The following is a 21,535-nucleotide window of genomic DNA, read 5'->3' on the forward strand; positions in this document are numbered from 1 at the left end:
GGGGGGGGCCCGCCCCGCGCCCCCCACTACCCGACGTCAGCCGCACCCAAGGTGGCGTACAGCCGGCTGGGCGTTTCGATGCCCGGCAACTGGATCACCCCGCGCTCCTGCATGCCCAGGCCCAGCAGGATCTTCCCGGACACCACGTTGTCCAGATCGGTGATGCCGTACAGATCCTGCAGGCCCAGCTCAGCGCGCGCATGCGCGAACACCGCCCGCGCCGCCTCACCGGCATAACCCTGCCCGGCGAATTCAGACAGCACCGCGTAGCCGATGTCCGGCCCCGGCAGGCCATCGCGGCGCACCAGCCCGGCATTGCCCAGCCACGCCCCATCGGACAACCGCTCGATGGCATACATGCCGAACCCATTCAACGCATAGCTGTGCAGTACCCGCAGCGCGATGTACTCACGCGCCTGTTCTTCACTGCGCACATTGCGGTCACCAATGAAGCGCACGAAGCCCGGATCATTCAACAGCGCCAGCATCGGCGCCGCATCGCGATCAGGTTCAATCGCACGCAAGCGCAGGCGTTCGCTTTCAATTGGATGCACGCGCAGACCTCCAGCCGAAACCCCGATTCTGCCTCAACCCCCGGCTGTTGCTTTTGATTTTCTTTTTTCTTTTCCGTGGCTGGCGCGCACGGAACCTGTCAGAGGCCGGGCGGGTGGGCTGGGCGGGACCGTCCGCGGCATGGGCCCGAGGCATGCCTCGGGCGGGTTGGGCAGGACGCCCAACCCCGGTCTTGCCGTGTGCGCAGGACAGCGCACACGAGCAAGCCGCGGCCGAGCCCCCATGGATGGGTTTACGGCGTGTCGCGACCGGCCCACCCGCCCGGCCCACCACGAATGCGCTGCGAACGGCGGCAGCCACGAGGGGCTGCGCCGTTCGCCGGTCAATCGAACAGCGCCTCGATCGCCGCCAACCCCGCACTCGCCCGTTCCTTCTTGCGCACCGCATCGGCCACCGGATCAGCACCATCGCGCTGGATCTCCTCCGCCGGAATCTCCTCGAAGAACCGGCTCGGCTTCAACCGCACGTGCTCACCGAACTTGCGGGTCAGCTTGCTGTAACTCATCCACAGCTGGATCTTGGCGCGGGTGATGCCCACGTAAAGCAGGCGACGCTCTTCCTGCAGATTGCCCTCGTCCAGGCTGACCTGGTGCGGCAGCACGCCGTCCTCGCAGCCAACGATGAACACGTACGGGAACTCCAGGCCCTTGGAAGCGTGCATGGTCATCATGCGCACCTGGTTGCCGCCCTCGTCCTTGTCGCTGCGCGACAGCAGCGCCAGCTGGCCGGCCAGGTCGGCGGCAGTGGCACCGCGCGGGCCCCCCTCGAACCACTGCGCCAGTTCCTCGATGTTGTTGGCACGGCGCTGGTAACTTGCCTCTTCCTTGGCCTGCTGGCGCAGTTCGCTGAGCAGGCCGGATTCCTTGGCGACCTTGCGGATCATGTCGCCGGAAGTGACCTGCCGGGTCTGTGCACGCAGGTCACGCAGGATGTCGGTGAAGCGCGCCAGGCTGTTGGCCGCGCGCGGGGGCAGTTGCTGCAGGGCACCGATCGCCTCGGCAGCCTGCGCCATCGGCATGTCCTTTTCCTGCGCCAGTTCGGCCAGCTTGGCCAGCGTGCCGGCACCGACGTCGCGCTTGGGTGACTGCACCGCACGCATGAACGCGGTGTCGTCGTCCGGGTTCACCAGCAGGCGCAGCCAGGCCAGCGTGTCCTTCACTTCCTGGCGCTCCAGGAACATGGTGCCGCCGGTCAGGTGGTAGGGGATGCGCAGCAGCTGCATCGCCTTTTCCAGCGGGCGCGACTGGAAGTTGCCGCGGAACAGGATGCAGAAGTCGCTCCACGGCACGTTGCGCGACTGCGCCACGAAGGCGATCTCGGCGGCAACCTTTTCCGCCTCATGTTCGCTGTTGCGGCATTCCCACACGCGGATGCGTTCGCCGTCGGCCTGGTCACTCCACAGCTTCTTCAGGTGCTCGTGCGGGTTGTTGGCGATCAGCGCATTGGCCGCGCGCAGCACGCGGTTGGAACAGCGGTAGTTCTGCTCCAGCTTGATGATCTCCAGCTTGGGATAGTCGCGCCCCATCTGCTGCAGGTTTTCCGGATTGGCGCCGCGCCAGGCATAGATCGACTGGTCATCGTCACCCACGCAGGTGAAGTTGCCCTTGTCACCGGCCAGCTGCTTGAGCAGCCGGTACTGCGCGTCGTTGGTGTCCTGGCATTCGTCCACCAGCAGGTAGCCGATGCGCTCGCGCCAGGCCAGCGCGATCTCCGGATTTTCTTCCAGGATCTGCACCGGGAGACGGATCAGGTCATCGAAGTCGACCGCATTGAACGCCGTCAGGCGCAGCTGGTAGCGCTCGTAGACGCTGGCCGCTTCCTTCTCGCGATTGCTGCGCGCGGCGGCCATCGCCTGCTCGGGCGACAGGCCGGCGTTCTTCGCGCGCGACACCAGGTTCTTCATGTCCTCGATGTCATCAGGCTTGGCCCCGTACATCAGGTCCTTGATCTGCGCAGCGGCATCGTCTGCATCGAAGATCGAGAAGCCGCGCTTCAGGCCAACGGCGGCATGTTCGATCTGCAGGAACTTCAGGCCCAGCGCATGGAAGGTGCAGATGGTCACCTCGTCGGCGTCCTGCTCGCGCAGGCGCTTGGCCACGCGCTCGCGCATTTCCTTGGCCGACTTGTTGGTGAAGGTGATCGCCGCGATGCGGCGCGCCGGATAGCGGCCGCAGCCGATCAGGTGGGCGATCTTTTCCACGATCACACGCGTCTTGCCGCTGCCCGCGCCGGCGAGCACCAGCAATGGACCTTCGATGTGCAGGACGGCGGCGGCTTGGGGGGGATTGAGACCGTGCATGGGATGGGGATTGTAGCGGGGCCGGGTGACGACCACAGCGGGCCGCCGGTGGGGTTGCTGAACGGCTTCGGCGAAGCGGGGCCGCGGCGTACAATCCGTCGATGGCCAAGCTTTACTTCTACTATTCGGCGATGAACGCCGGCAAGACCACCACCCTGCTGCAGAGCGCCCACAACTACCGCGAGCGCGGCATGCGGGTGGCGATCCTGACCCCGCGCCTGGACGATCGTGCCGGCGCCGGCGTGGTCGCCTCGCGGATCGGCCTGCGTGCGGACGGCATGGCCTTCGACCGCGATACCGACCTGCAGCGCTGGGTTGAACAGGATCTGGCAGCCAACGGCCCGATGGGCTGCGTGCTGGTGGACGAGGCGCAGTTCCTGACCCGCGCCCAGGTCTGGCAGCTCAGCGAAGTGGTCGACCAGCTGCGCATTCCGGTGCTGTGCTACGGTCTGCGCACCGACTTCCGCGGCGAGCTGTTCGAAGGCAGCCAGTACCTGCTGGCCTGGGCCGATGAGATGCAGGAGATCAAGACCATCTGCCACAGCGGCAAGAAGGCGACGATGACGGTGCGTGTGGACGAGCATGGCCACGCGGTGCAGGACGGCCCGCAGGTGGAGATCGGCGGCAACGACCGCTACGTGTCGGTCAGCCGCGCCGAGTTCAAGAAGATCACCCGCGGTGAAGGACGGATCGATCCGGCGCAGGCGCCGCTGCCGCTGTAGCAGGCGCGCCGGTGCGCCATGACCTCCAGCGGTTTACAAGCAAGCGCTGTCGCGCCTAGGCTGCGGCTCCCCTGCTGCCGAACTGGACGTCCGACATGCGCTCTGCCCTCCTGCTGCTGCCGCTGCTGTTGCTGCCCCTGCTGGCCACCGCGGCCGAGCGCCCGTCAGGTGAAGACGATGCGGCAGTGATCGGCGCCGGTTTCATGGACAGCCACCCGGACATGATGTACCGGCAATGGGGCGTCAACGCGCTGCGTCGCAACGATGTCAACGGCGCGATGGACAACTTCCGGCTGGCCGCGCGGTATGCGGACAAGCCTGCCCAGGGCTACCTCGGCGAGATGTACTGGTACGGGGTAGAGCAGCCGCGCAATCCGGTCATGGCCTATGCCTGGATGGAGGTGGCGGCCGAACGTGGCTATCCGTTGTTCGTCGAGCTGCGCAACGAGTACTGGGCCACGCTGCCGCTGGAGCAGCATGATGCGGCGCGCGCGCAGGCAAGCGCGCTGCGCGCCGAGTATGGTGACGAAGTCGCGCGCCCACGCATGGCCGAAGTGCTCAGAAAGGGGCGCCGCGAGATGACCGGCAGCCGCGTCGGCTCGATGTCCAACAACGTCGACATCGTGTACATGGACGGCGGAATCTCCCGCACCATCAAGGCCGATCGCCTCTACGACCCGAAGTACTGGGACCCGAAGCAGTACGAACGCTGGCAGGACGAAACCTGGATGAAGATCCGCCGGGGCACGGTGGAAGTGGGTGTGCCGACCCAGTCGCACGCCACCGACAGCAAGCCTTGAAACAACGGTGCCGGCGTGTAGCCGGCACCGGGCCGCATCCATTCAGTACAGCGTGCGCTCCGGCGCACCTGCCGGCGGCGGGGTGTACTGGTACAGCCAGGTCTCGGTGAGGGTCTTGCCGCCACTGCGCAGGAACAGGCGGATGTCGATCTGCTCGGTGCTGCCTTCCGGCGGCACCAGGTCGAACATCGCGCGGTAGCCGTTGATCTCGCGCAGCGGGCGCGCCGACACGATCTCGACCCGGCCACGGCTGGCTTCCACCACGGCCTCGACCTCACCCTTGTCGATCAGCCTGGCCAGTTCGCCGCCTTCGAAGTCCACCGCGAAGCGCCAGCTGAAATACTCGCGCTTCTTGCCGACCACGCCGCCCAGACCGGTGCGGCTGGCCACGCAGTGCGCCAGCGGCGGCCGTGCCGGCGGCTCGGCGCCCCAGTACAGGCGGTAGCCGACCAGCAGCTCCTGGCCCGGCTGCGGCTTTTCCTTCGGGTTCCAGAACGCCACGATGTTGTCGAAGGTCTCGTCCACGGTGGGAATCTCCACCAGCTGCACCGAGCCCTCGCCCCATTCGCCCTTCGGCTCCACCCACAGGCAGGGGCGCTTCTCGTAGAACACGCCGTCGTCCTGGTAGTGGTCGAAGTTGCGGTCGCGCTGCAGCAGGCCGAAACCACGCGGGTTGCGGTCGACGAACATGTTGAAGCGCAGGTTGCGCGGATTCAGCAGCGGTCGCCAGATCCATTCGCCGGCACCGGTCCACAGCGACAGGCCGTCGGTGTCGTGGATCTCCGGGCGCCAGTCCCATGCCATGCGGCGGTCGTTCTCGCCCACCTGGTACATGCTGGTGCACGGGGCGATGCCCAGCCGCTCGATCGCCTTGCGCGGGTACAGCGCGCTGTCGATATCCATCAGCAGCACGTCGCCGTTGGTGATGGCGAAGCGGTACGCACCGGCCACGCTGGGCGAATCCAGCAGGCCGTAGACCACGATCGTCTCCGAATCGGCCGACGGCTGCTCCAGGTAGTAGGCGATGAAGTCCGGGAATTCCTCCGGCTTGCCCATGCCGGTGTCGATCGCCAGGCCGCGCGCGGACTGGCCGTACTGGCCTTCCTTGCCGACCGCGCGGAAGTAGCTGGCGCCGAGGAAGGCCGCGAAGTCGCGGTCGGTGTCCTTGCGGGTGTTCAGGCGGAAGCCGGCGAAGCCCAGATCGGCCGGCAGCTCGCCGTCCTTGATGCCGCTCTTGCCGTAGTTGAACGCCGCGCCGTCATAGGCCAGCTCCTGCGCCTTGCCGTCGACCACGTCGAACATGCGCACCGGCGAATGGAAGTACAGGCCCAGGTGGAAGAACTTGGCCTGGAACTTGCCCGGCTGGTCAGCCCACAGCGCATGGTCCTGGCGGTAGCCGATCGACTGGTACTGGTCCCAGTCCAGGCCTTCCAGGCGGCCCGGCAGCACCCGCTTGTGGCTCTTATAGGGTGCCTGTGCCAGCGCGCGCGCCTGGCCCTTCAGGGTGGCGAAGTCGAACGGCTGCGGCTGGCCGAGGCGGCGCAGGCCCATCTGGCCGCTCTTGCTGGCCGCGCACGCGGGCAGGGACGGCAGGCCGAATGCAGCCAGGGCGAGGGAGGCATTGCGGATGAAGTCGCGTCGTTGCATGCAGGCGCGTCAGGCACAGAGGGAAGGTCGGCCATCATAGGCAGACAAACGTTAACGGGCAGCGGAGACGTACCCTGCCCGTTCAGCTGCCGCTGGCCGCCCGCCTCAGCGCTGGCAGTGGCTGCACCAGACGCTGGCGCGCTGGCCGATGGTGGCGTGCTTCAGCGCGCGGCCACAGTTCGGGCAGGGCAGCCCATCGCGGCCGTACACCAGCAGTTCCTGTTCGAAGTAGCCCGGTGCGCCGTCAGGGCTGATGAAATCGCGCAGCGTGGTGCCGCCACGGGTGATGGCGTAGCCGAGGATTTCCTTCACCGCGTCGGCCAGCCGCTGATAGCGCCCGCGCGAGATCTTGCCGGCCTCGCGCAGCGGGCTGATGCCGGCCTTGAACAGGCTCTCGGCGGCGTAGATGTTGCCCACGCCCACCACCACCGCCTGGTCCATCAGGAAGGTCTTCACCGGCGCGCTGCGGCCGCGGCTGCGGGCGAACAGGTAGTCGCCGTCGAACGCGTCGTCCAGCGGCTCCGGGCCCAGCCCCTGCAGCAGCGGATGGACCTCACCGGCGGGCTGCCAGAGCAGGCTGCCGAAGCGGCGCGGGTCGTTGAAGCGCAGCAGGCGGCCGTTGTCCAGGCTGATGTCGACGTGGTCGTGGGCGCGTACCGGCGTATCACCGGGCAGCACACGCAGGCTGCCGGACATGCCCAGGTGCAGCACCGCGCTGCCGATGGCGGTATCCAGCAGCAGGTACTTGGCGCGCCGGCGGATCTCCTCGATGCGCTGCCCCGGCAGCAGCTCGGCCACTTCCGGCGGAATCGGCCAGCGCAGGTCGGCGCGGCGCAGGATCACGCCATGCACGCGGCGGCCCTGCAGGTGCGGCGCCAGGCCGCGGCGGGTGGTTTCGACTTCGGGCAGTTCAGGCATGAACCGATTCTACGCCCGCTCAGCGTGGCGGTGCCGCCAGTTCACGGGCATCCAGGACGCCATCACCGTTGGCATCCTGCTTGTGGAAACGCTGCACGATCACCTGCCGCTGCTGCTCGCGGCTGATCGCCCGGCCCTTGCCGCCCGGCAGCTCATCGGCGCTCAGCACGCCATCGCCATTGCGGTCCATGCGGTCGAAGGCATACAGCATCCACTGCACGTACTCGGATTCACTCACCCGGCCGTCGCCATCGCTGTCCATCCGCTGCAGGTAGCTGGTGGTGTCGGTGACCTGGGCCAGCGCCGCGCCCGGCAGCAGCATCGCCAACGCAAGCCCATACCCAGCCCTCACGCGCCCACCAGGCTGTAGCCCTTCAACCGTGCGGCATAGGCCTGCAGCGCGGCGATCCCGCTTTCCTCGGCCTCACGGCACCACGCCTGCAACTGATGCAGGCGCTCGGCGGCATCGTGGCCGCGGGCCTCGAGCAGCGCCGCCAGCCGCGCGCGGTACTCGACCAGGGTGCGGATGCGCGGGCGCTGCGCCACCCATTCGCTGAGCTGGGCACGACTGTCCGGCTTCAGCCAGCGGCCATCGTTGACCAGGCCACGGCGCAGCCGGCGTGGCAGCAGGCGGCGCAGCTTGGCCCCGGCCTGCACGGCTTCCTCGCGCAGGGCCGGCATGAACACATTGCGCTGGTAATCGGTCATCGCCTGGAAGCGGTGCGACAGCAGCGCCTTCAGGGTTTCGGCATCGGGCACGGCGATGTTCGGGCGCACATCCATGGCCGGCGCCACCCGCAGCACCTTGGCCAGGCGCAGCGCCTGCAGCAGGCGGATCGCACTCCAGCCGATATCGAACTCCCAGCGCCGCATCGCGAAGCGCGCCGAGCTGGGGAAGGCATGGTGATTGTTGTGCAGCTCCTCGCCACCGATCCAGAACCCCCACGGCGTCAGGTTCGTGGAGGTATCGGCGGACTCGTAGTTGCGGTAGCCCCACCAGTGGCCCAGGCCATTGACCACGCCGGCTGCCCAGAACGGGATCCACGCCATCTGGACCGCCCACAGGGCCACGCCGGGCAGGCCAAACAACACGGTATTGATCGCGAACAACAGCACCGGCCCCAGCGTGGCATGCGGGGTATACAGGCGGCGCTCGATCGCATCATCCGGGGTGCCGCGCCCGTACTGCTCGATGTCCGCGCGCTGGCCGCGCGCTTCGCGGTACAGCTCCACGCCATGCCAGAACACCTTGCCGATGCCACGGGTGACCGGGCTGTGCGGGTCGTCCTCGGTCTCCACCTTGGCGTGGTGCTTGCGGTGGATGGCCACCCATTCGCGGGTGATCATCGAGGTGGTCAGCCACAGCCAGAAGCGGAATACATGGGCCAGCGCCGGGTGGAAGTCGACCCCGCGATGGGCCTGGCTGCGATGCAGGTACAGGGTCACCGAGAAGATGGTGATCTGGGTGAAGACCAGCAGCACCGCCAGCATCGCCCACCAGCCCAGGCCGAGCACACCACCGGTCAACAGGGACATCAGGGCATCAGGCATGGCAGCGCTCCGGATCGACGCGGGGATGGCAGACATGATGGGCGCTTGCGTTGCAAACTGCATCCCTGCGGCGGTGCTTCGCATCGCCATCCGTGGCACCGTTCACAGTTGGGGACCTGAGTTGTCGAGCCTTGATCCACGCGCCAGCACCATGACTGCGGCCCCGCCCATCGCGGAGCCGCCCCCGTTGATCGAACTGGACCGCGCCACCGTGGTACGCGGCCAGGTGAAGGTGCTGCACGGGCTCAGCCTGCGCATCGCGCAGGGCCAGCACACCGCCCTGCTCGGCCCCAACGGCTGCGGCAAGTCCACCTTCATCAAGCTGATCACCCGCGAGCTGTACCCGCTGGCCCAGGGCGACGGCGCGGTGGCGGTGAAGGTGCTGGGCCAGAACCGCTGGCAGGTGGACCGGCTGCGCTCGCAGCTGGGCATCGTCACCGGCGACCTCAGCAGCAACCTGGCCGACATGCCCGGGCTGACCGTGGAACAGGCGGTGCTGTCCGGCTTCTTCGCCAGCTACGTGGTACCGGCCTTCCGCGAGGTGACCGCCGACATGCGTGCACGCGTCGGCGAGACACTGGCGATGACCGGCGCGCTGTCGCTGCGCGACCGCGCCTACGCCGAGTTGTCGGCCGGCGAGACCCGCCGCGTGCTGATCGCCCGCGCGCTGGTCAATCGGCCGCAGGCACTCCTGCTGGACGAACCTTCCACCGGGCTGGACCTGGTTGCCCGCGAACAGCTGGTGGCAACCATGCGGGTGCTGGCACAGCAGGGCATCACCCTGGTGCTGGTGACCCATCACATCGAAGAGATCATTCCCGAGATCGAGCGGGTGGTGCTGCTGCGCGACGGCCGCGTACTGGCCGATGGCACCCGCGCCGAGCTGCTGCGCAACGAACCGCTGTCGGCGGTGTTCGGCGGCGCGATCACGGTGGTCGAACAGGAAGGCCGACTGACCGCGTACGCGGGATAGACAGATGCATCGCTCTCCGTAACCGTCTGTAGAGTCGAGCCATGCTCGACTGCCGTTCGCCGCGAGCAGAAGCAGCCGAGCATGGCTCGGCTCTACAGAAGGCGGGGCAGCGGGCCGGATGTTCCGGCCCGCCACCGCTTTGCTCAGAACCGCAACGCCAGTGCGCGCGACTCGATCGGTGCCATCCGGCTCTGGTCCTGCAGCTGCAGGTCGCGCAGCTCGTACGGTGCGCCGAAGCCGGCCGGCAATGCGGCCTGGTCGAACGGCAGCACCAGCTGGCCTGCGCCCGGGCCATCGAACCACGCGGCCGCATGTGCCTGTGCGACCGGCTTCAACTGGCCATCGCGGGCCGTGGCATACAGCGTGCCCCGTGCCTCATAGCGGCCTGCGGCGGCCACCTGCAATGGCAGTGCCACCTGGCGATTGGACGGATCCGGTGCCGCCTGGCCACTGAAGCGGGCAGTCGGCCGTGCCACCGCAAAGGCGACCTTGCCATCGCGCAGCACACCGTCGGCCTGGGCGAACACCTGCAATTCCCACAGCCCCTGTGCAGTACCGACATCGGCCGGGATGCGCACCTGCGCGCGCAGGCTGCCATCGGTAGTGCGCAGCAGGCGCTGCGGCCAGCTGCGGCCATCCGGCGCGACCAGCAGGGCTTCTCCGCCGAGGCCGCCACGGCGCGATGCCAGCTGCGCGGTGGTGGCGCCGTCTTCCAGCAGGCGTGCCTGCAACTGCACGTTGCCACCGGCCAGCACCTGCGCCTGGTTGGCCTGCACTTCCAGCCGCAGCGGGCTGTTCGGCTCCAGCACCTGCACCACGTAGCGGCCCTGTGCCTGCGCGCTCTGCAGCGTGTACGCACCGGCGGCACTGGTCGCGCCGGTACGCAGCATGCTGCTGCCATCGCTGACCGGCATGCCGGCGTCCTGCAGCGCGCGCGCATCGACACTGCGCGCCACGCTGCTGCGGCCGGCCGGGTCGCGCACCTGTAGCGTGTTGGCCGGCAGCGCGCGGGCACCGTCGGCCGGGCTCAGCTGGATCACCGCATCCGGCGCCGTCAGTGGCAGGTCCAGGCCGCGTTGCAGCTGCGTGCCATCAACCTGCTGCCAGTAGCTGCGGCTGACCGAGGCATACGGCGTGGCCGCCTGCAGCGGTTGTGCGGGGTCCAGCGCCCAGGCAAAGGCCAGTGGCGCGTGTTCGCTCTCATCGGCGGGAAGCGGCGCGGCTACCAGGGCGGCAGGCACCTGATCGCCCGCACGGGCGCCCTGCAGCGGCTGCGCGGCCTGCGCTGCGGAAAGGGACAGCACTGCCAGGGTGGCGCCGGCCAGCAGGGTGGATTGAATCGTCATGGTCGTCTCCCTCACTGGGTCAGGTCGTTGCGCAGCAGGGTGCCGAGGCCGAAGCACTCGCGGCGGCTCTGGTTGTGGCTGAGCGGTTCTGCACCCTGGGTACGCGCCTTGTCGGTGAACCAGGTGGTGCCGGCGGCCTTCTGGCTGCTGCACTCCAGGAAGCCATCGGAGCAGGACGACAGCCAGTTCTGGGTGAACTCCAGGCCGACGTTGGCGGCATAGCCACCGCAGTAGCTGTTGCTGTCCCACACCGCCGATTCCACATCGCTGCCCACCACCGCGCGGAACGGTTTGGGCAGGGCGGGACGGCCGGCGGTGCCGTACAGGTTCTGCGCGTTGTAGGTGGCCATGCTCGCCACCTGCTGCTGGCGCACGGCGTCGTTCTTGTAGCCCAGCAGCCAGCCCAGCGAGGTTTCAAAGGTGTTGCCGTTGAGCACCGCATCGGCCAACGGCGTGCCGGCCGAAGACGGTGCCAGCGCGTTGACCTTGCGCACCGTGCGGATGATCTTCGGATAGCGGCTGTCATAGGTCGGGTTGGACAGGATCCAGCGCATCACGTTGCCGCCGTTGGAGTGGGTGATCACCACCAGCTGGGTGATGCCACGGCTGTCGATGAAGCCGGTCAGCTGATTGGCCAGGCAGCCGGCCGCTTCCGGCTTCCACATGTACTGGGTGAAGTCACAGTTGATGACGACGTAGTTGCTGCTGTTCGGCAGGCCTTGGCGCACGGTGTCGATGATCGCCGGCTGCCAGTAGTCCTGGGTGGCGTTGGTCTGTGCGCCGGTGCCATGCACGAAGGCCACGCCGACCACGTCGGCCGCCTGAGCCGGCGCGGCTGCCAGCCCGAGGAGCAGGGCCAGGACGGTACTTCCTGTTGCGGTGCTGCGCATCGCTTCTCTCCCTCTGTCAACGGATCCCCTCGACCCGGCTGGAACTGGACGGCCCCTGGTGCTTGCCGTTGTGCCGATGCTCGCGGCGCGGCCGCGTGAAAGTCCGTGCGCTGCGCCCGGATTCAGGAGACTGACGTCACTCGATGACGCTTTTCATATCGCCGGGATGACCATGCCGGGTCTGGCCGTATGACCGATGGCCACTGCGGTGTCGTATACGGGCTGCGATCATGGCGCGATGTTTTTCCTCCGGAGCCTGTCCATGTCGCTGATTTCCCACCCTGCCCGCCCGCTGCTCGGCCTTGCCGTCATCGCGGCCCTGGCCGGTTGTGCCGCCACCGCCGCCAAGCCGACCGCCGTCGAAGCCAACATCACCACCAAGGCGGTGGGCTATCTGGACAAGAGCGCGGTACCGGCCAGCCTCGACCTGGTGCCAGCACCGCCGGTGGCCGGTTCGGCCGCCCTCGCCCTCGACGAACAGGTCAGCCGTGAAGCCCGCGCGCTGCGTGGCAGCCCGCGCTTCGCCCAGGCCGGTGTCGATGCGGAACTCGGCTTCCCCGAAGGCGCCAACCACTTCTCCTGCGCCGCCGACATCGACGTCGATGCGGTGAAGACCCCGGCGCTGTACCGCCTGCTGGAGCGCAGCCGGATCGACGCCAGCGCCGCCACCAAGGCCGCCAAGAACCACTACCAGCGCCCGCGCCCGTTCATGGTCAATGGTGAACCGACCTGCTCGCCGAAGGACGAAGAAGGCCTGCGCAAGAACGGCTCGTACCCGTCCGGCCACACCTCGATCGGCTGGGCCTGGGCCCTGATCCTGTCGGAGATCGCACCGGATCGCGCCGATGCCATCCAGGCGCGCGGCCGCAACTACGGCGAGAGCCGCCTGGTGTGCAACGTGCACTGGCAGAGCGACATCCTCGAAGGCCGCTTCATGGGCGCCGCCGCCGTGGCCCGCCTGCATGACAACGCCGCGTTCAACAAGGACCTGCTGGCCGCACGCAAGGAGATCGCTGCCGCGCGCAAGGCCGGCCTGCACTCCAGCCGCGACTGCGCGGCCGAGGAAGCGGTGCTGAAGGTGCGCCCGCAGAGCGCGCTGTAAGCGCCTGGCGGTTCAATTGTTGCCGGCCAGCGGCCGGCACTACCGATGGGTGTAAAGCAGAAGGGCCGGCATTGCGCCGGCCCTTCTTCATTCCATCAACGCAGCCACCACATCAGAACTTCGCGGTGAACTCCACGCCCCAGGTACGCGGCTCGTTGAGGAAGCCGGTCAGGTTGTTGAAGTCGATCGCGCCGACCACGCGGGTCTGGTTGGTCAGGTTGCGGCCGAACACGGCCACGTCGTACTGGCCGTAATCCCAGTTGTAGCCCAGGCGCAGGCCGCCTTCCAGCGAACTACGGCCGCGGAATTCCGGCGACTCGTAGATGAAGAAGTTCACCGCGCTGCGGTAGGCCCAGTCGGTGTAGGCATACAGCTCGCTGCCATCGCTGAGCGGGAAGCCGACACGCAGGGTCGCGTTGTGGATCCACTTCGGCGCCTGCGGCAGCGGATTGCCGTTGACCAGTGCGTAGGTGCCACCGTTGATGACGGTGGTCGGGTCGTTGATGGTGCAGCCACCGCCGCAGATCGCTACCGCCAGATCCTTGTCCTTGATCTCGGTGTCGTTGTAGCTGCTGCCGAAGGTCAGCAGCACGTTGTCAGCCAGATAGGCTTCCAGGTCCAGCTCCACGCCCTGGCCGATGGTCTTGTCGGCGTTGAGCAGGGTGGCGGTGTTGTTGGTGCCGCCCACGGCGATCAGCTGCTGGCCGTCAACGTTGTAGCGGAACACGCTCAGGCCCAGGCGCGCACGGCGCTCGAACAGGTCGGCCTTGATGCCGGCTTCGTACGAGATCACCTTCTCCGAATCGGCCTGCGACAGGCCCGGCGCGAAGGCCAGGCGGCCCTGGATCGACGGCGCACGGAAGCCCTTGGCCACGCGGGCGTAGGCATTCACGTTGTCGGTCAGCTTGTACACGCCGCTGACATCCCAGCTGACGTCGTTGACGTCGGTGTTGGCCAGGTACGGGCCACTGACCGGGGTGCCGAACGGAAGGACGGCCTGCAGCACGCTGGCGTTGAAGTCCTTCTTGTCCTGGGTGTAGCGCACGCCGGCGCGCAGCTTGAAGCGGTCGGTGACATCGAAGTCACCCGAGGCGAACACCGCCCATGCCTTGTTGCGCTGGTTCTGCACCACATGGCCGGTCTGCGGGTTGCCCGGCTTCAACGAGTTGTAGTTGAAGTTGTTGATGGTCACGTCTTCGTCGAAATAGAAGACGCCGGCCTGCCAGTCGAAGCGGCCCCATTCGTTGGATTCGACGCGGAACTCCTGCGTCCACTGGCGATGGTGCGGCAGGCCGTCGGCCGACTCCGACGAGAACGGGATGAAGCCCGGCCCATAGTTGCCAGCGCCCAGCGATGCGTCGCCGTAGCCACCGTCGATGTCACCACGATTGAGCGATTCGGCGGTTTCATAACCGGTGATCGAGTGCAGGGTCACCGAGCCGAGGTTCCACTGCAGGCGCGCGCTGCCGCCCCAGGTCTCCAGGTCGGAGAAGTTGACGCCGTCGTTGGCCACCTTGTCGCGGTCGAAGTTCTCGACCAGCGAATTGCCACCCTTTTCGATGATGTTGGCGCGGAACAGGCGCGCGGTACCGTTGAGCTTGCGCTTGTGCAGGTTGAACAGTGCTTCGAAGTCGTCGCCTTCGTACAGGAACTGCACGCGGCCGGCGGCTTCGTCATAACCTTCGAAACCGCTGTTGGGCGCACCGGCGCGGGTGTTGTCGACCCAGTCGTCACGGCGCTGGTAGATGGCCGAGACGCGTGCCGACCAGCGGTCGGTCAGCGGGCCGCCATAGGCGCCCTGCACGTTCCAGCTGTTGTAGCTGCCATAGCCCACGCGCACGTAGCCGTCGGCATCCTGCGACGGGCGCGCCGAATCGAACTTGACCACGCCGGCCGGGGTATTGCGGCCGAACAGCGTGCCCTGCGGACCGCGCAGCACTTCCACGTTGGCCAGGTCGAACAGCGGGAAGCCCTTCAGCAGCGGGCTTTCCTGCACCACGTCGTCGTACACCAGCGACACCGGCTGCGACGCATTGAGGTCGAAGTCGGTGTTGCCCAGGCCACGGATGTAGAAGCGCGGGAAGGCACGGCCGTAGGACGACTCGATGTTGAGGCTGGGCACGCGCGCGGCCAGGAAGCGGATGTCATCGCCCGCCGAACCCAGCACATCGAGCTTCTCGCCCTGGATCGCGCTGATCGCGACCGGCACGTCCTTGGCGTTCTCGACGCGGCGCTGCGCGGTCACCTGCAGGGCATCAAGGGCAACCGGATCCTTGGCAGCGGGAGTTTCCTGGGCGGCTGCTACCAGCGGCAACAGGGCGGAAAGAGCGGCAACGAGGGGGCGCGCGACCGGAAGGCGGCCACGGGAAGTGCGGGTCGGAGACATGGCGGTAGGCTGTGTTTGGAGGGGTGGTAAAACGGCGCTACCAGATAATTGTTGCAATACAGCACCTGCCCCGCAAATGCCTGCCGTTCATGGCCGCGTCGCTCCGGCCCCCGCGCCCTCGCTAGACTCGGGGTTTTCCAGCCCTGCAGAGCCGCCGCGATGACCCAGTGGTACTTCCATGCCTCCGCCCAGGCCGAGCGTATCGGCCCGCTTGATGACGAGGCCGCGCGCCGTTATGCGCAGGCCAACCCGCGCGCCCTGGCCTGGTGCCAGGGCATGAGCGGGTGGACCTCGATTGCCGAGGTGCCCGAACTGCAGTCCGCGGCCCCGGGCATGCCGAACACCCCGCCGCCGGTCCCCGCCGCGGCCAGCGGCCGCGCCGACGACATCGAATTCCGCATCGTCGGCCATGAAATGCAGTTCGTGGAGATCGAGCTCGACCCCGGTGAGAGCGCCATTGCCGAGGCCGGCGCATTGATGTTCAAGGATGCCACCGTGCAGATGGACACGGTGTTCGGCGCCGCCAACGGCGACCAGGGCGGCGGCTTCATGGGCAAGGTGATGGCCGCCGGCAAGCGCGTGCTGACCGGCGAGAGCCTGTTCGCCACCGTCTACACCCAGAGCGGCCACGGCAAGGGCAAGGTCGCCTTCGCCGCGCCCTACCCCGGCACCGTGCTGGCAATGAAGCTGGACCAGCATGGCGGCCGCCTGATCTGCCAGAAGGACAGCTTCCTGGCCGGCGCGCGCGGCGTGCAGATCGGCGTGCAGTTCCAGCGCAAGATCATGACCGGCCTGTTCGGCGGCGAAGGTTTCATCATGCAGAAGCTGGAAGGCGACGGCTGGGTGTTCATCCATGCCGGCGGTTGCGTGGTGGAGCGCGAGCTGGCCGCGGGCGAGCGGCTGGATGTGGATACCGGCTGCGTGGTGGCCTACCACCCGACCGTAGACATGGACGTGCGCCGGGTGGCCGGCATCAAGAGCATGCTGTTCGGCGGCGAAGGCGTGTTCCTGGCCACGCTGACCGGCCCGGGCAAGGTCTGGCTGCAGTCGCTGCCGTTCTCACGCCTGGCCGGCCGCATGTGGATGGCCGCGCCGCAGGGCGGTGGCCAGAACCGCGGCGAAGGCTCGGTGCTGGGCGGCCTGGGCCGGATGCTGGACGGCGACAACCGGTTCTGACCGCCCCCGGTCGTGCCGGCCGCTGGCCCGCAACCTCATGGACCTTGGCGCGCATCCCGGTAGTGCCGGCCGCTGGCCGGCAGCCTCATGAACCTTGGCGAGCGTCCCGGTAGTGCCGCCCGCTGGCCGGCAGCCCCATGAACCTTGGCGCGCATCCCGGTAGTGCCGGCCGCTGGCCGGCAGCCTCATGGACCTTGGCGAGCCTCCCGGTAGTGCCGGCCGCTGGCCGGCAGCCTCATGGACCTTGGCGCGCATCCCGGTAGTGCCGGCCGCTGGCCGGCAGCCTCATGGACCTTGGCGAGCGTCCCGGTAGTGCCGGCCGCTGGCCGGCAGCCTCATGAACCGTTGCCAGGTTCCCAATGATTGCCGGCCAGCGGCCGGCACTACCTTTATGAATGGGCGATGTTTCCTACCCTGCCCGCCCCGCCACGGCTTCGGTATGCTGGCGCCCTTTCCTGAATCCGGCGCCGCGAGCGCACTGCCGATGAGCCTGTTCCGCCCCCGCATGCTGCTGTCCGTCGCCCTGATCGGCCTGCTGGCCGGCTGCGGTGGCGACCCGGTCCGCCCCACACCGCCGCCGGCGCCGACCGTGGTGCCGCAGGCCAAGCCGGTGAAGATCGGCATCGCCCTCGGTGGTGGCGCAGCCAAGGGCTTCGCGCACATCGGCGTGATCAAGATGCTGGAGGCCAACGGCTTCGAACCGGCCGTGGTGTCCGGCACCAGCGCCGGCAGCGTGGTCGGTGCGCTGTACGCCAGCGGCATGGACGCGTTCCAGATGCAGAGCAAGGCAGTCGCCCTGGACGAAGCCAGCATCCGCGACGTGCGCCTGTTCTCCGGCGGCCTGGTGCAGGGCCAGAAGCTGCAGGACTACGTCAACGAGCAGGTCGCCAACCGTCCTGCCGAGCGACTGAAGAAGCCGTTCGCCGCCGTCGCCACCCAGCTCGAAACCGGCGAGCGTGCGATCTTCGTGCGCGGCAACGTCGGCCAGGCGGTGCGCGCGTCGAGCAGCATTCCCGGCGTGTTCGAACCGGTGAAGATCGGTGGCCGCAACTACATCGATGGCGGCGTGGTCAGCCCGGTGCCGGTGGATGCCGCGCGCCAGCTCGGCGCCGACTTCGTGATCGCCGTGGACATCTCCAGCAAGGCCAGCGGCAAGGCGCCGACCGACATGCTGGGCATCGTCAACCAGTCCATCTCGATCATGGGCCAACGCCTGGGCGAGCAGGAACTGGCGCGCGCCGACATCGTCATCCGCCCGAAGGTGCTGGACATCGGCGCCGCCGATTTCAGCCAGCGTGGCACCGCCATCCTGGAAGGCGAAAAGGCCGCGATGGCAGCCATGCCGCAGATCCGCGCGAAGATCCAGCAGCTGCAGCGCGCACGTGCCGCGGCGGCCGCACCGGCACCTGTGGCCGCACCGAAGTGCGAGGAAGCCTCGCGCCTGGGCAAGCTGATGGGCCGCAAGGACAAGTGCTGACCTGAGCCGGCGTGTCGCTGCCAGACAGCGACGCTGCGTGCTAGCGCGCGGGCCGGTAACCGCTGGCCTGCTGCCGCTCGCGCCTGCGCTTCTGGCGTGCCTGCTCCTGCAGTGTCGCCGTGTGCTGCAGCTGTTCCATGCCATCGGCCGGTACGTGCAGCTGGCGTCGCGCACGGGTCAGCGCCAGATAGACCGCGCGCACCGGGTTGTGCCAGATGCGCCCGCCCTGCCCCGCACTGAAGCAACCGGGCGACAGCGAGACCACGTCGAACTGCAGGTTCTTCGCGTGTTCGGCCAGGCACAGCGCCACCCGCCCTTCAGCGGGCGTGTCCTGGTCATCAAGCGCTTGCAGCAGTGACTGCACCCGATCGGCAGACGCAAACAGTTCGACCAGCGCGCCCTGCCCTTCGTCGGCCTGCGTGGCCAGGAAGCGCTCCCATTCCTGGTCCGATGCGCTGTCGCGGCGCCGGCGCCACGCATCCAGTGGCCGCTGCAGCACGCTGCGCAGCGCGCGCAGCGATGCCGGATGCAGGTAGGGCCGCAGCCCGAGTGCGTGCAGCTGTGCCGCGTCCAGGGCCAGATCGGCGACGCTGCCATGGATGCGCAGGCCCTCGCTCGGCACCTGCGCCCAGTCGCGGTAATGCAGCACACCGGTGGCGCGGTCGGTGGCACCGACGAACGGCCCACTTTCCTGGCCCAGTCCATCCAGTGCCAGGGTCTGGTTGACCAGGCCCTCGACCTGGTTGCCCTGGCGCACCGACTGGTGCATTTCCAGCACCTTCGACGCGGCCCAGCGCGGCAACGTACCGGTCAGGCACTGGTGCGGATCACCCAGGCTGACCACGCCAGGCGCATGGCCGGCCAGCAACTGCTTCCACGACGGGCTCAGGTCATGCGCCTCGTCCACCAGCAGCATGCCCATGTCCTGCGGGGGGGTGACGCCGCGCAGCGCCAACCACTTGCCGATGTGCGCCGGGCTGAGGCTCAGCAGCGTGCCCCGCTGCAGCTCGGCGTCGAACATGCAGCGCCAGACGTGCTCGGCGGCCGCCATGTACGGCGACACATCGAGCATCGCAGCGGGCACCGAACGGTCGAAATGCTGGAACGCCAAGCCCGGGGCCGACGACGCGCACCAGCGGTTGATGGCCTCGAACGCGGTCAGCAGCACCTGCTCCGGGCTGCGCCCACCGATGCCCTGCAGGCCGATGCGGCCGGCAATCTCGCGCGGCGTACGGGTGCTGCGCCGGTAGCTGGCAACGAAGCCACCGGTCTGGCCGCTGCGCGCGGCGTGCTGCGCCACGCGGTTGGCGAACTCGATCTGGGTCAGCAGGCGCACCGCGGTGCTGGCCGGCACGCGGGCGCGGAAAGCTTCCACCTGCCCACGCGAAGGCGCCACGTAGGTGTAGCGGCCCGGCCGCGCCTCCATCAGCGCCAGCATCAGGTGGCCCTTGCCGGTGCCGGCATAGCCATCGAGGTCAATCAGCTCATCGGGGTTGGCGGCGATGGCGCGCAGCACGCAGGCCTGCTCGGAGGTATACAGGCCATGGTGCTCGACCGACCGCGCATCCGCGGCGGCGACGTCATCCTGCGTGGCCTCGTCGTCGTCACTGGAAAAGGTGGCGGGAAAGCGGATCTCATGTTCGACCAGGGTTTCCTGGCAGGCCTGCTGCAGGGCCAGGCCCGGGTACTCCCGTGGCGACTGCGCGATGACGTCCTGCAGGATCTCCGCCGGCGCCAGCAGCACGCCGTGGGCAGCCAATGCGGTCAGCCAGGCATCCAGCTCCGGTTGGCCACCGCCACCGGGCCCGGCCAGCTGTGCAGCCGCGCCTTCGTTGCCAGCAAACAACGCGCAGGCATCATGCAGCAGGCGCTCGATCTCGGCCGCCGGATGCAGGCGCGTCCGGCACAGCTGCGCGGCCATCAGCCCGGCCTGCTCCACTGCGGTCTGCGGTGGCGTGCCATGGGCAACGTACCGCGCCAGCGACTTGCGCTGCAGCGGCAGGAACGTGGTGGTGGGCAGCGGGTGCTGGAGTTCGGACATGCGTGGAACCGGAAAGGAACGCTGCGACGCGCGCAGGGCGGAGATGCTCGGCTACCCGCCCGGCGCCGTCAAATCGCAGCGGCGCGTTCATTCCAGCTGCGACAGCGGCAATGCCTGGAAGCCCTTCACCGTGCGCAGCACGAAGCTGGAATTGGCATCGGCCACGCCACCGGCGTTGAGCAGCCGGTCCAGCAGGAAGTGCGAGAAGTGCTCCAGGTCGCGCACGTAGACGTGCAGCAGGTAGTCCATGTCGCCGGTCAGTGCATGGCAGGCCACCACTTCATCCCAGCCCTGCACGCTGTCCACGAAGTGGCCGATGGCGGCCTGGTCGTGCTTTTCCAGCTGCACGCGCACGAAGGCCTGCAGGCCCAGCCGCAGCTGGCGCGGTTCCAGCCGCGCGCCATAGCCGACGATCACGCCCTCGCTTTCCAGCCGCTGCAGGCGCCGCAGGCAGGCCGAGGGTGAGAGGTTCACCCGCGTCGCCAGCTCGGCGTTGGTGGCGCGCCCATCCCGCTGGATTTCAGCCAGCAGGCGTATATCCGTGCGATCGAACTGGACTTCTCCGGCCATTGTTGCCCCGCAACATGGTGAGTACGCAAGGATATTGCGCCAACAAGGCCAATCGGCGCAACTTTTGCAACCCTGTTGCGCGCGCCCTGCCCTAGCATCGTGGGTATCCCGTCAAGGAGTGCCCCATGGACCTCGCCCAGCCCCGCCGCGTCGAACACCAGCAGACCGACAAGGGCTACGTGCCGGTGTATACCACCGCGCTCGTCGAGCAGCCGTGGGACACCTATACCGCCGACGACCACGCCACCTGGAGCACGCTGTACCAGCGCCAGCGCGAACTGCTGGTCGGCCGTGCCTGCCAGGAATTCCTGGATGCACAGGACGAGATGGGCATGAGCGCGCACATGATTCCGCGCTTCGACCAGCTCAACGAAGTGCTCGGCGCCGCCACCGGCTGGACCCTGGTCGGCGTGGAAGGCCTGCTGCCGGAACTGGACTTCTTCGACCACCTGGCAAACCGTCGTTTCCCGGTGACCTGGTGGATCCGTCGCCCGGACCAGATCGATTACATCGCCGAACCGGACCTGTTCCACGATCTGTTCGGCCATGTGCCGCTGCTGATGAACCCGGTGTTCGCCGACTACATGGAGGCGTACGGCCGTGGCGGGGTCAAAGCCCACGCGATCGGCCCGGATGCACTGCAGAACCTGACCCGCCTGTACTGGTACACGGTGGAGTTCGGCCTGATCGATACGCCCGACGGCCTGCGCATCTACGGCGCCGGCATCGTGTCGTCGAAGGGCGAATCGCTGTACTCGCTGGAGTCGGCTGCGCCCAACCGCATCGGTTTCGACCTGCAGCGGATCATGCGCACGAAGTACCGCATCGACACCTTCCAGAAGACCTACTTCGTCATCGACAGCTTCGAACAGCTGATGCAGGCGACGTCGCCGGACTTCACCCCGATCTACGCGGCGCTGTCTGATCAGGCGCATCTGCCGGCGGGCGATGTGCAGGCCGATGACCGCGTGTTCCAGAAGGGCACCGGCGAAGGCTGGGCCGACGGTGGCGACGTGTAAGCGCACGGCGCACACCTCTTCGCATTGAAAAGAAAACGGCGCACC

At 68.0% G+C, this 21,535-nt stretch carries 18 protein-coding genes; 7 read left to right on the forward strand and 11 right to left on the reverse strand.

Annotated features, from left to right (window positions below):
- Positions 1–26: 26 nt before the first annotated feature.
- Together ACMZ91_RS09180 and ACMZ91_RS09185 are read right to left on the reverse strand one after the other, a co-directional pair.
- Entirely contained in the window at positions 27–554 is a 528-nt protein-coding gene (locus ACMZ91_RS09180; RefSeq protein ID WP_049422378.1) for a GNAT family N-acetyltransferase, read from the reverse strand.
- 341 nt (positions 555–895) lie between these two features.
- Positions 896–2,872 (reverse strand): UvrD-helicase domain-containing protein, encoded by a 1,977-nt coding sequence (locus ACMZ91_RS09185; protein WP_032128682.1) that lies wholly within the window; start codon positions 2,870–2,872, stop codon positions 896–898.
- 101 nt (positions 2,873–2,973) lie between these two features.
- On the opposite strand from ACMZ91_RS09185, the gene ACMZ91_RS09190 reads away from it, so the two are divergent.
- Together ACMZ91_RS09190 and ACMZ91_RS09195 are read left to right on the forward strand one after the other, a co-directional pair.
- On the forward strand, positions 2,974–3,594 hold the full coding sequence (locus ACMZ91_RS09190) for a thymidine kinase (protein ID WP_008264720.1): 621 nt from the start codon (positions 2,974–2,976) through the stop codon (positions 3,592–3,594).
- A 95-nt stretch (positions 3,595–3,689) separates the two neighbouring features.
- A complete protein-coding gene (locus tag ACMZ91_RS09195; RefSeq protein ID WP_032128680.1) occupies positions 3,690–4,394 on the forward strand; it encodes an SEL1-like repeat protein in 705 nt (234 codons plus the stop codon).
- Between the two features lie 42 nt (positions 4,395–4,436).
- On the opposite strand, the gene ACMZ91_RS09200 is transcribed toward ACMZ91_RS09195, so the two are convergent.
- From ACMZ91_RS09200 to ACMZ91_RS09215, 4 genes are all read right to left on the reverse strand, one after another.
- Positions 4,437–6,041 carry an OpgD/OpgG family glucan biosynthesis protein gene (locus ACMZ91_RS09200; RefSeq protein ID WP_012509627.1) on the reverse strand — a complete coding sequence of 535 codons (1,605 nt, stop codon included), beginning with the start codon at positions 6,039–6,041 and terminating at the stop codon, positions 4,437–4,439.
- A gap of 105 nt (positions 6,042–6,146) precedes the next feature.
- The gene (mutM, locus tag ACMZ91_RS09205; protein WP_032128679.1) at positions 6,147–6,959 is read right to left on the reverse strand and encodes a bifunctional DNA-formamidopyrimidine glycosylase/DNA-(apurinic or apyrimidinic site) lyase; all 813 of its coding nucleotides are present in this window, start codon (positions 6,957–6,959) and stop codon (positions 6,147–6,149) included.
- A 19-nt stretch (positions 6,960–6,978) separates the two neighbouring features.
- Positions 6,979–7,311, reverse strand: coding sequence for an EF-hand domain-containing protein (locus ACMZ91_RS09210; RefSeq protein ID WP_049462410.1), 333 nt, complete (start codon positions 7,309–7,311; stop codon positions 6,979–6,981).
- Complete coding sequence (locus ACMZ91_RS09215; protein WP_049462412.1) at positions 7,308–8,510, reverse strand: DesA family fatty acid desaturase; 1,203 nt, start codon at positions 8,508–8,510, stop codon at positions 7,308–7,310. The genes ACMZ91_RS09210 and ACMZ91_RS09215 overlap by 4 nt, the downstream gene beginning before the upstream one ends.
- A gap of 151 nt (positions 8,511–8,661) precedes the next feature.
- Here ACMZ91_RS09215 and ACMZ91_RS09220 point away from each other — a divergent pair, with 151 nt between their 5' ends.
- On the forward strand, positions 8,662–9,483 hold the full coding sequence (locus ACMZ91_RS09220) for an ABC transporter ATP-binding protein (RefSeq protein WP_049462413.1): 822 nt from the start codon (positions 8,662–8,664) through the stop codon (positions 9,481–9,483).
- A 143-nt stretch (positions 9,484–9,626) separates the two neighbouring features.
- Here ACMZ91_RS09220 and ACMZ91_RS09225 read toward each other — a convergent pair whose 3' ends face one another.
- Together ACMZ91_RS09225 and ACMZ91_RS09230 are read right to left on the reverse strand one after the other, a co-directional pair.
- The gene (locus ACMZ91_RS09225; protein ID WP_414577298.1) at positions 9,627–10,829 is read right to left on the reverse strand and encodes a DUF4785 domain-containing protein; all 1,203 of its coding nucleotides are present in this window, start codon (positions 10,827–10,829) and stop codon (positions 9,627–9,629) included.
- Between the two features lie 11 nt (positions 10,830–10,840).
- Positions 10,841–11,719 (reverse strand): hypothetical protein, encoded by an 879-nt coding sequence (locus ACMZ91_RS09230; protein ID WP_049399000.1) that lies wholly within the window; start codon positions 11,717–11,719, stop codon positions 10,841–10,843.
- Between the two features lie 262 nt (positions 11,720–11,981).
- Here ACMZ91_RS09230 and ACMZ91_RS09235 point away from each other — a divergent pair, with 262 nt between their 5' ends.
- A complete protein-coding gene (locus ACMZ91_RS09235) occupies positions 11,982–12,821 on the forward strand; it encodes an acid phosphatase (protein ID WP_049399001.1) in 840 nt (279 codons plus the stop codon).
- A 112-nt stretch (positions 12,822–12,933) separates the two neighbouring features.
- On the opposite strand, the gene ACMZ91_RS09240 is transcribed toward ACMZ91_RS09235, so the two are convergent.
- Entirely contained in the window at positions 12,934–15,207 is a 2,274-nt protein-coding gene (locus ACMZ91_RS09240) for a TonB-dependent receptor (RefSeq protein ID WP_049462417.1), read from the reverse strand.
- Between the two features lie 159 nt (positions 15,208–15,366).
- On the opposite strand from ACMZ91_RS09240, the gene ACMZ91_RS09245 reads away from it, so the two are divergent.
- Positions 15,367–16,383: a TIGR00266 family protein gene (locus ACMZ91_RS09245; protein ID WP_032129262.1), complete on the forward strand. Its 1,017-nt coding sequence runs from the start codon at positions 15,367–15,369 to the stop codon at positions 16,381–16,383.
- A gap of 484 nt (positions 16,384–16,867) precedes the next feature.
- Entirely contained in the window at positions 16,868–17,860 is a 993-nt protein-coding gene (locus ACMZ91_RS09250; RefSeq protein ID WP_019337382.1) for a patatin-like phospholipase family protein, read from the forward strand.
- 40 nt (positions 17,861–17,900) lie between these two features.
- Here ACMZ91_RS09250 and ACMZ91_RS09255 read toward each other — a convergent pair whose 3' ends face one another.
- Both ACMZ91_RS09255 and ACMZ91_RS09260 read right to left on the reverse strand, forming a co-directional pair.
- Positions 17,901–19,901 (reverse strand): hypothetical protein, encoded by a 2,001-nt coding sequence (locus ACMZ91_RS09255; protein WP_414577300.1) that lies wholly within the window; start codon positions 19,899–19,901, stop codon positions 17,901–17,903.
- An 87-nt stretch (positions 19,902–19,988) separates the two neighbouring features.
- The gene (locus tag ACMZ91_RS09260; protein WP_004153377.1) at positions 19,989–20,471 is read right to left on the reverse strand and encodes an Lrp/AsnC family transcriptional regulator; all 483 of its coding nucleotides are present in this window, start codon (positions 20,469–20,471) and stop codon (positions 19,989–19,991) included.
- Between the two features lie 125 nt (positions 20,472–20,596).
- On the opposite strand from ACMZ91_RS09260, the gene phhA reads away from it, so the two are divergent.
- A complete protein-coding gene (phhA, locus tag ACMZ91_RS09265; protein WP_414577302.1) occupies positions 20,597–21,490 on the forward strand; it encodes a phenylalanine 4-monooxygenase in 894 nt (297 codons plus the stop codon).
- Positions 21,491–21,535 lie beyond the last annotated feature (45 nt).

This window comes from Stenotrophomonas sp. FR024 (assembly GCF_047500745.2).
Lineage (GTDB): Bacteria > Pseudomonadota > Gammaproteobacteria > Xanthomonadales > Xanthomonadaceae > Stenotrophomonas > Stenotrophomonas maltophilia_A.

Coding starts and splice junctions, on each gene's coding strand:
- ACMZ91_RS09220 (WP_049462413.1), top strand. CDS start 8,662: ATGACTGCGGCCCCGCCCATCGCGGAGCCGCCCCCGTTGATCGAACTG.
- phhA (WP_414577302.1), top strand. CDS start 20,597: ATGGACCTCGCCCAGCCCCGCCGCGTCGAACACCAGCAGACCGACAAG.
- ACMZ91_RS09200 (WP_012509627.1), bottom strand. CDS start 6,041: ATGCAACGACGCGACTTCATCCGCAATGCCTCCCTCGCCCTGGCTGCA.
- ACMZ91_RS09215 (WP_049462412.1), bottom strand. CDS start 8,510: ATGCCTGATGCCCTGATGTCCCTGTTGACCGGTGGTGTGCTCGGCCTG.
- ACMZ91_RS09255 (WP_414577300.1), bottom strand. CDS start 19,901: ATGTCCGAACTCCAGCACCCGCTGCCCACCACCACGTTCCTGCCGCTG.
- ACMZ91_RS09260 (WP_004153377.1), bottom strand. CDS start 20,471: ATGGCCGGAGAAGTCCAGTTCGATCGCACGGATATACGCCTGCTGGCT.
- mutM (WP_032128679.1), bottom strand. CDS start 6,959: ATGCCTGAACTGCCCGAAGTCGAAACCACCCGCCGCGGCCTGGCGCCG.
- ACMZ91_RS09195 (WP_032128680.1), top strand. CDS start 3,690: ATGCGCTCTGCCCTCCTGCTGCTGCCGCTGCTGTTGCTGCCCCTGCTG.
- ACMZ91_RS09240 (WP_049462417.1), bottom strand. CDS start 15,207: ATGTCTCCGACCCGCACTTCCCGTGGCCGCCTTCCGGTCGCGCGCCCC.
- ACMZ91_RS09245 (WP_032129262.1), top strand. CDS start 15,367: ATGACCCAGTGGTACTTCCATGCCTCCGCCCAGGCCGAGCGTATCGGC.
- ACMZ91_RS09250 (WP_019337382.1), top strand. CDS start 16,868: ATGAGCCTGTTCCGCCCCCGCATGCTGCTGTCCGTCGCCCTGATCGGC.
- ACMZ91_RS09230 (WP_049399000.1), bottom strand. CDS start 11,719: ATGCGCAGCACCGCAACAGGAAGTACCGTCCTGGCCCTGCTCCTCGGG.
- ACMZ91_RS09235 (WP_049399001.1), top strand. CDS start 11,982: ATGTCGCTGATTTCCCACCCTGCCCGCCCGCTGCTCGGCCTTGCCGTC.
- ACMZ91_RS09185 (WP_032128682.1), bottom strand. CDS start 2,872: ATGCACGGTCTCAATCCCCCCCAAGCCGCCGCCGTCCTGCACATCGAA.
- ACMZ91_RS09190 (WP_008264720.1), top strand. CDS start 2,974: ATGGCCAAGCTTTACTTCTACTATTCGGCGATGAACGCCGGCAAGACC.
- ACMZ91_RS09225 (WP_414577298.1), bottom strand. CDS start 10,829: ATGACGATTCAATCCACCCTGCTGGCCGGCGCCACCCTGGCAGTGCTG.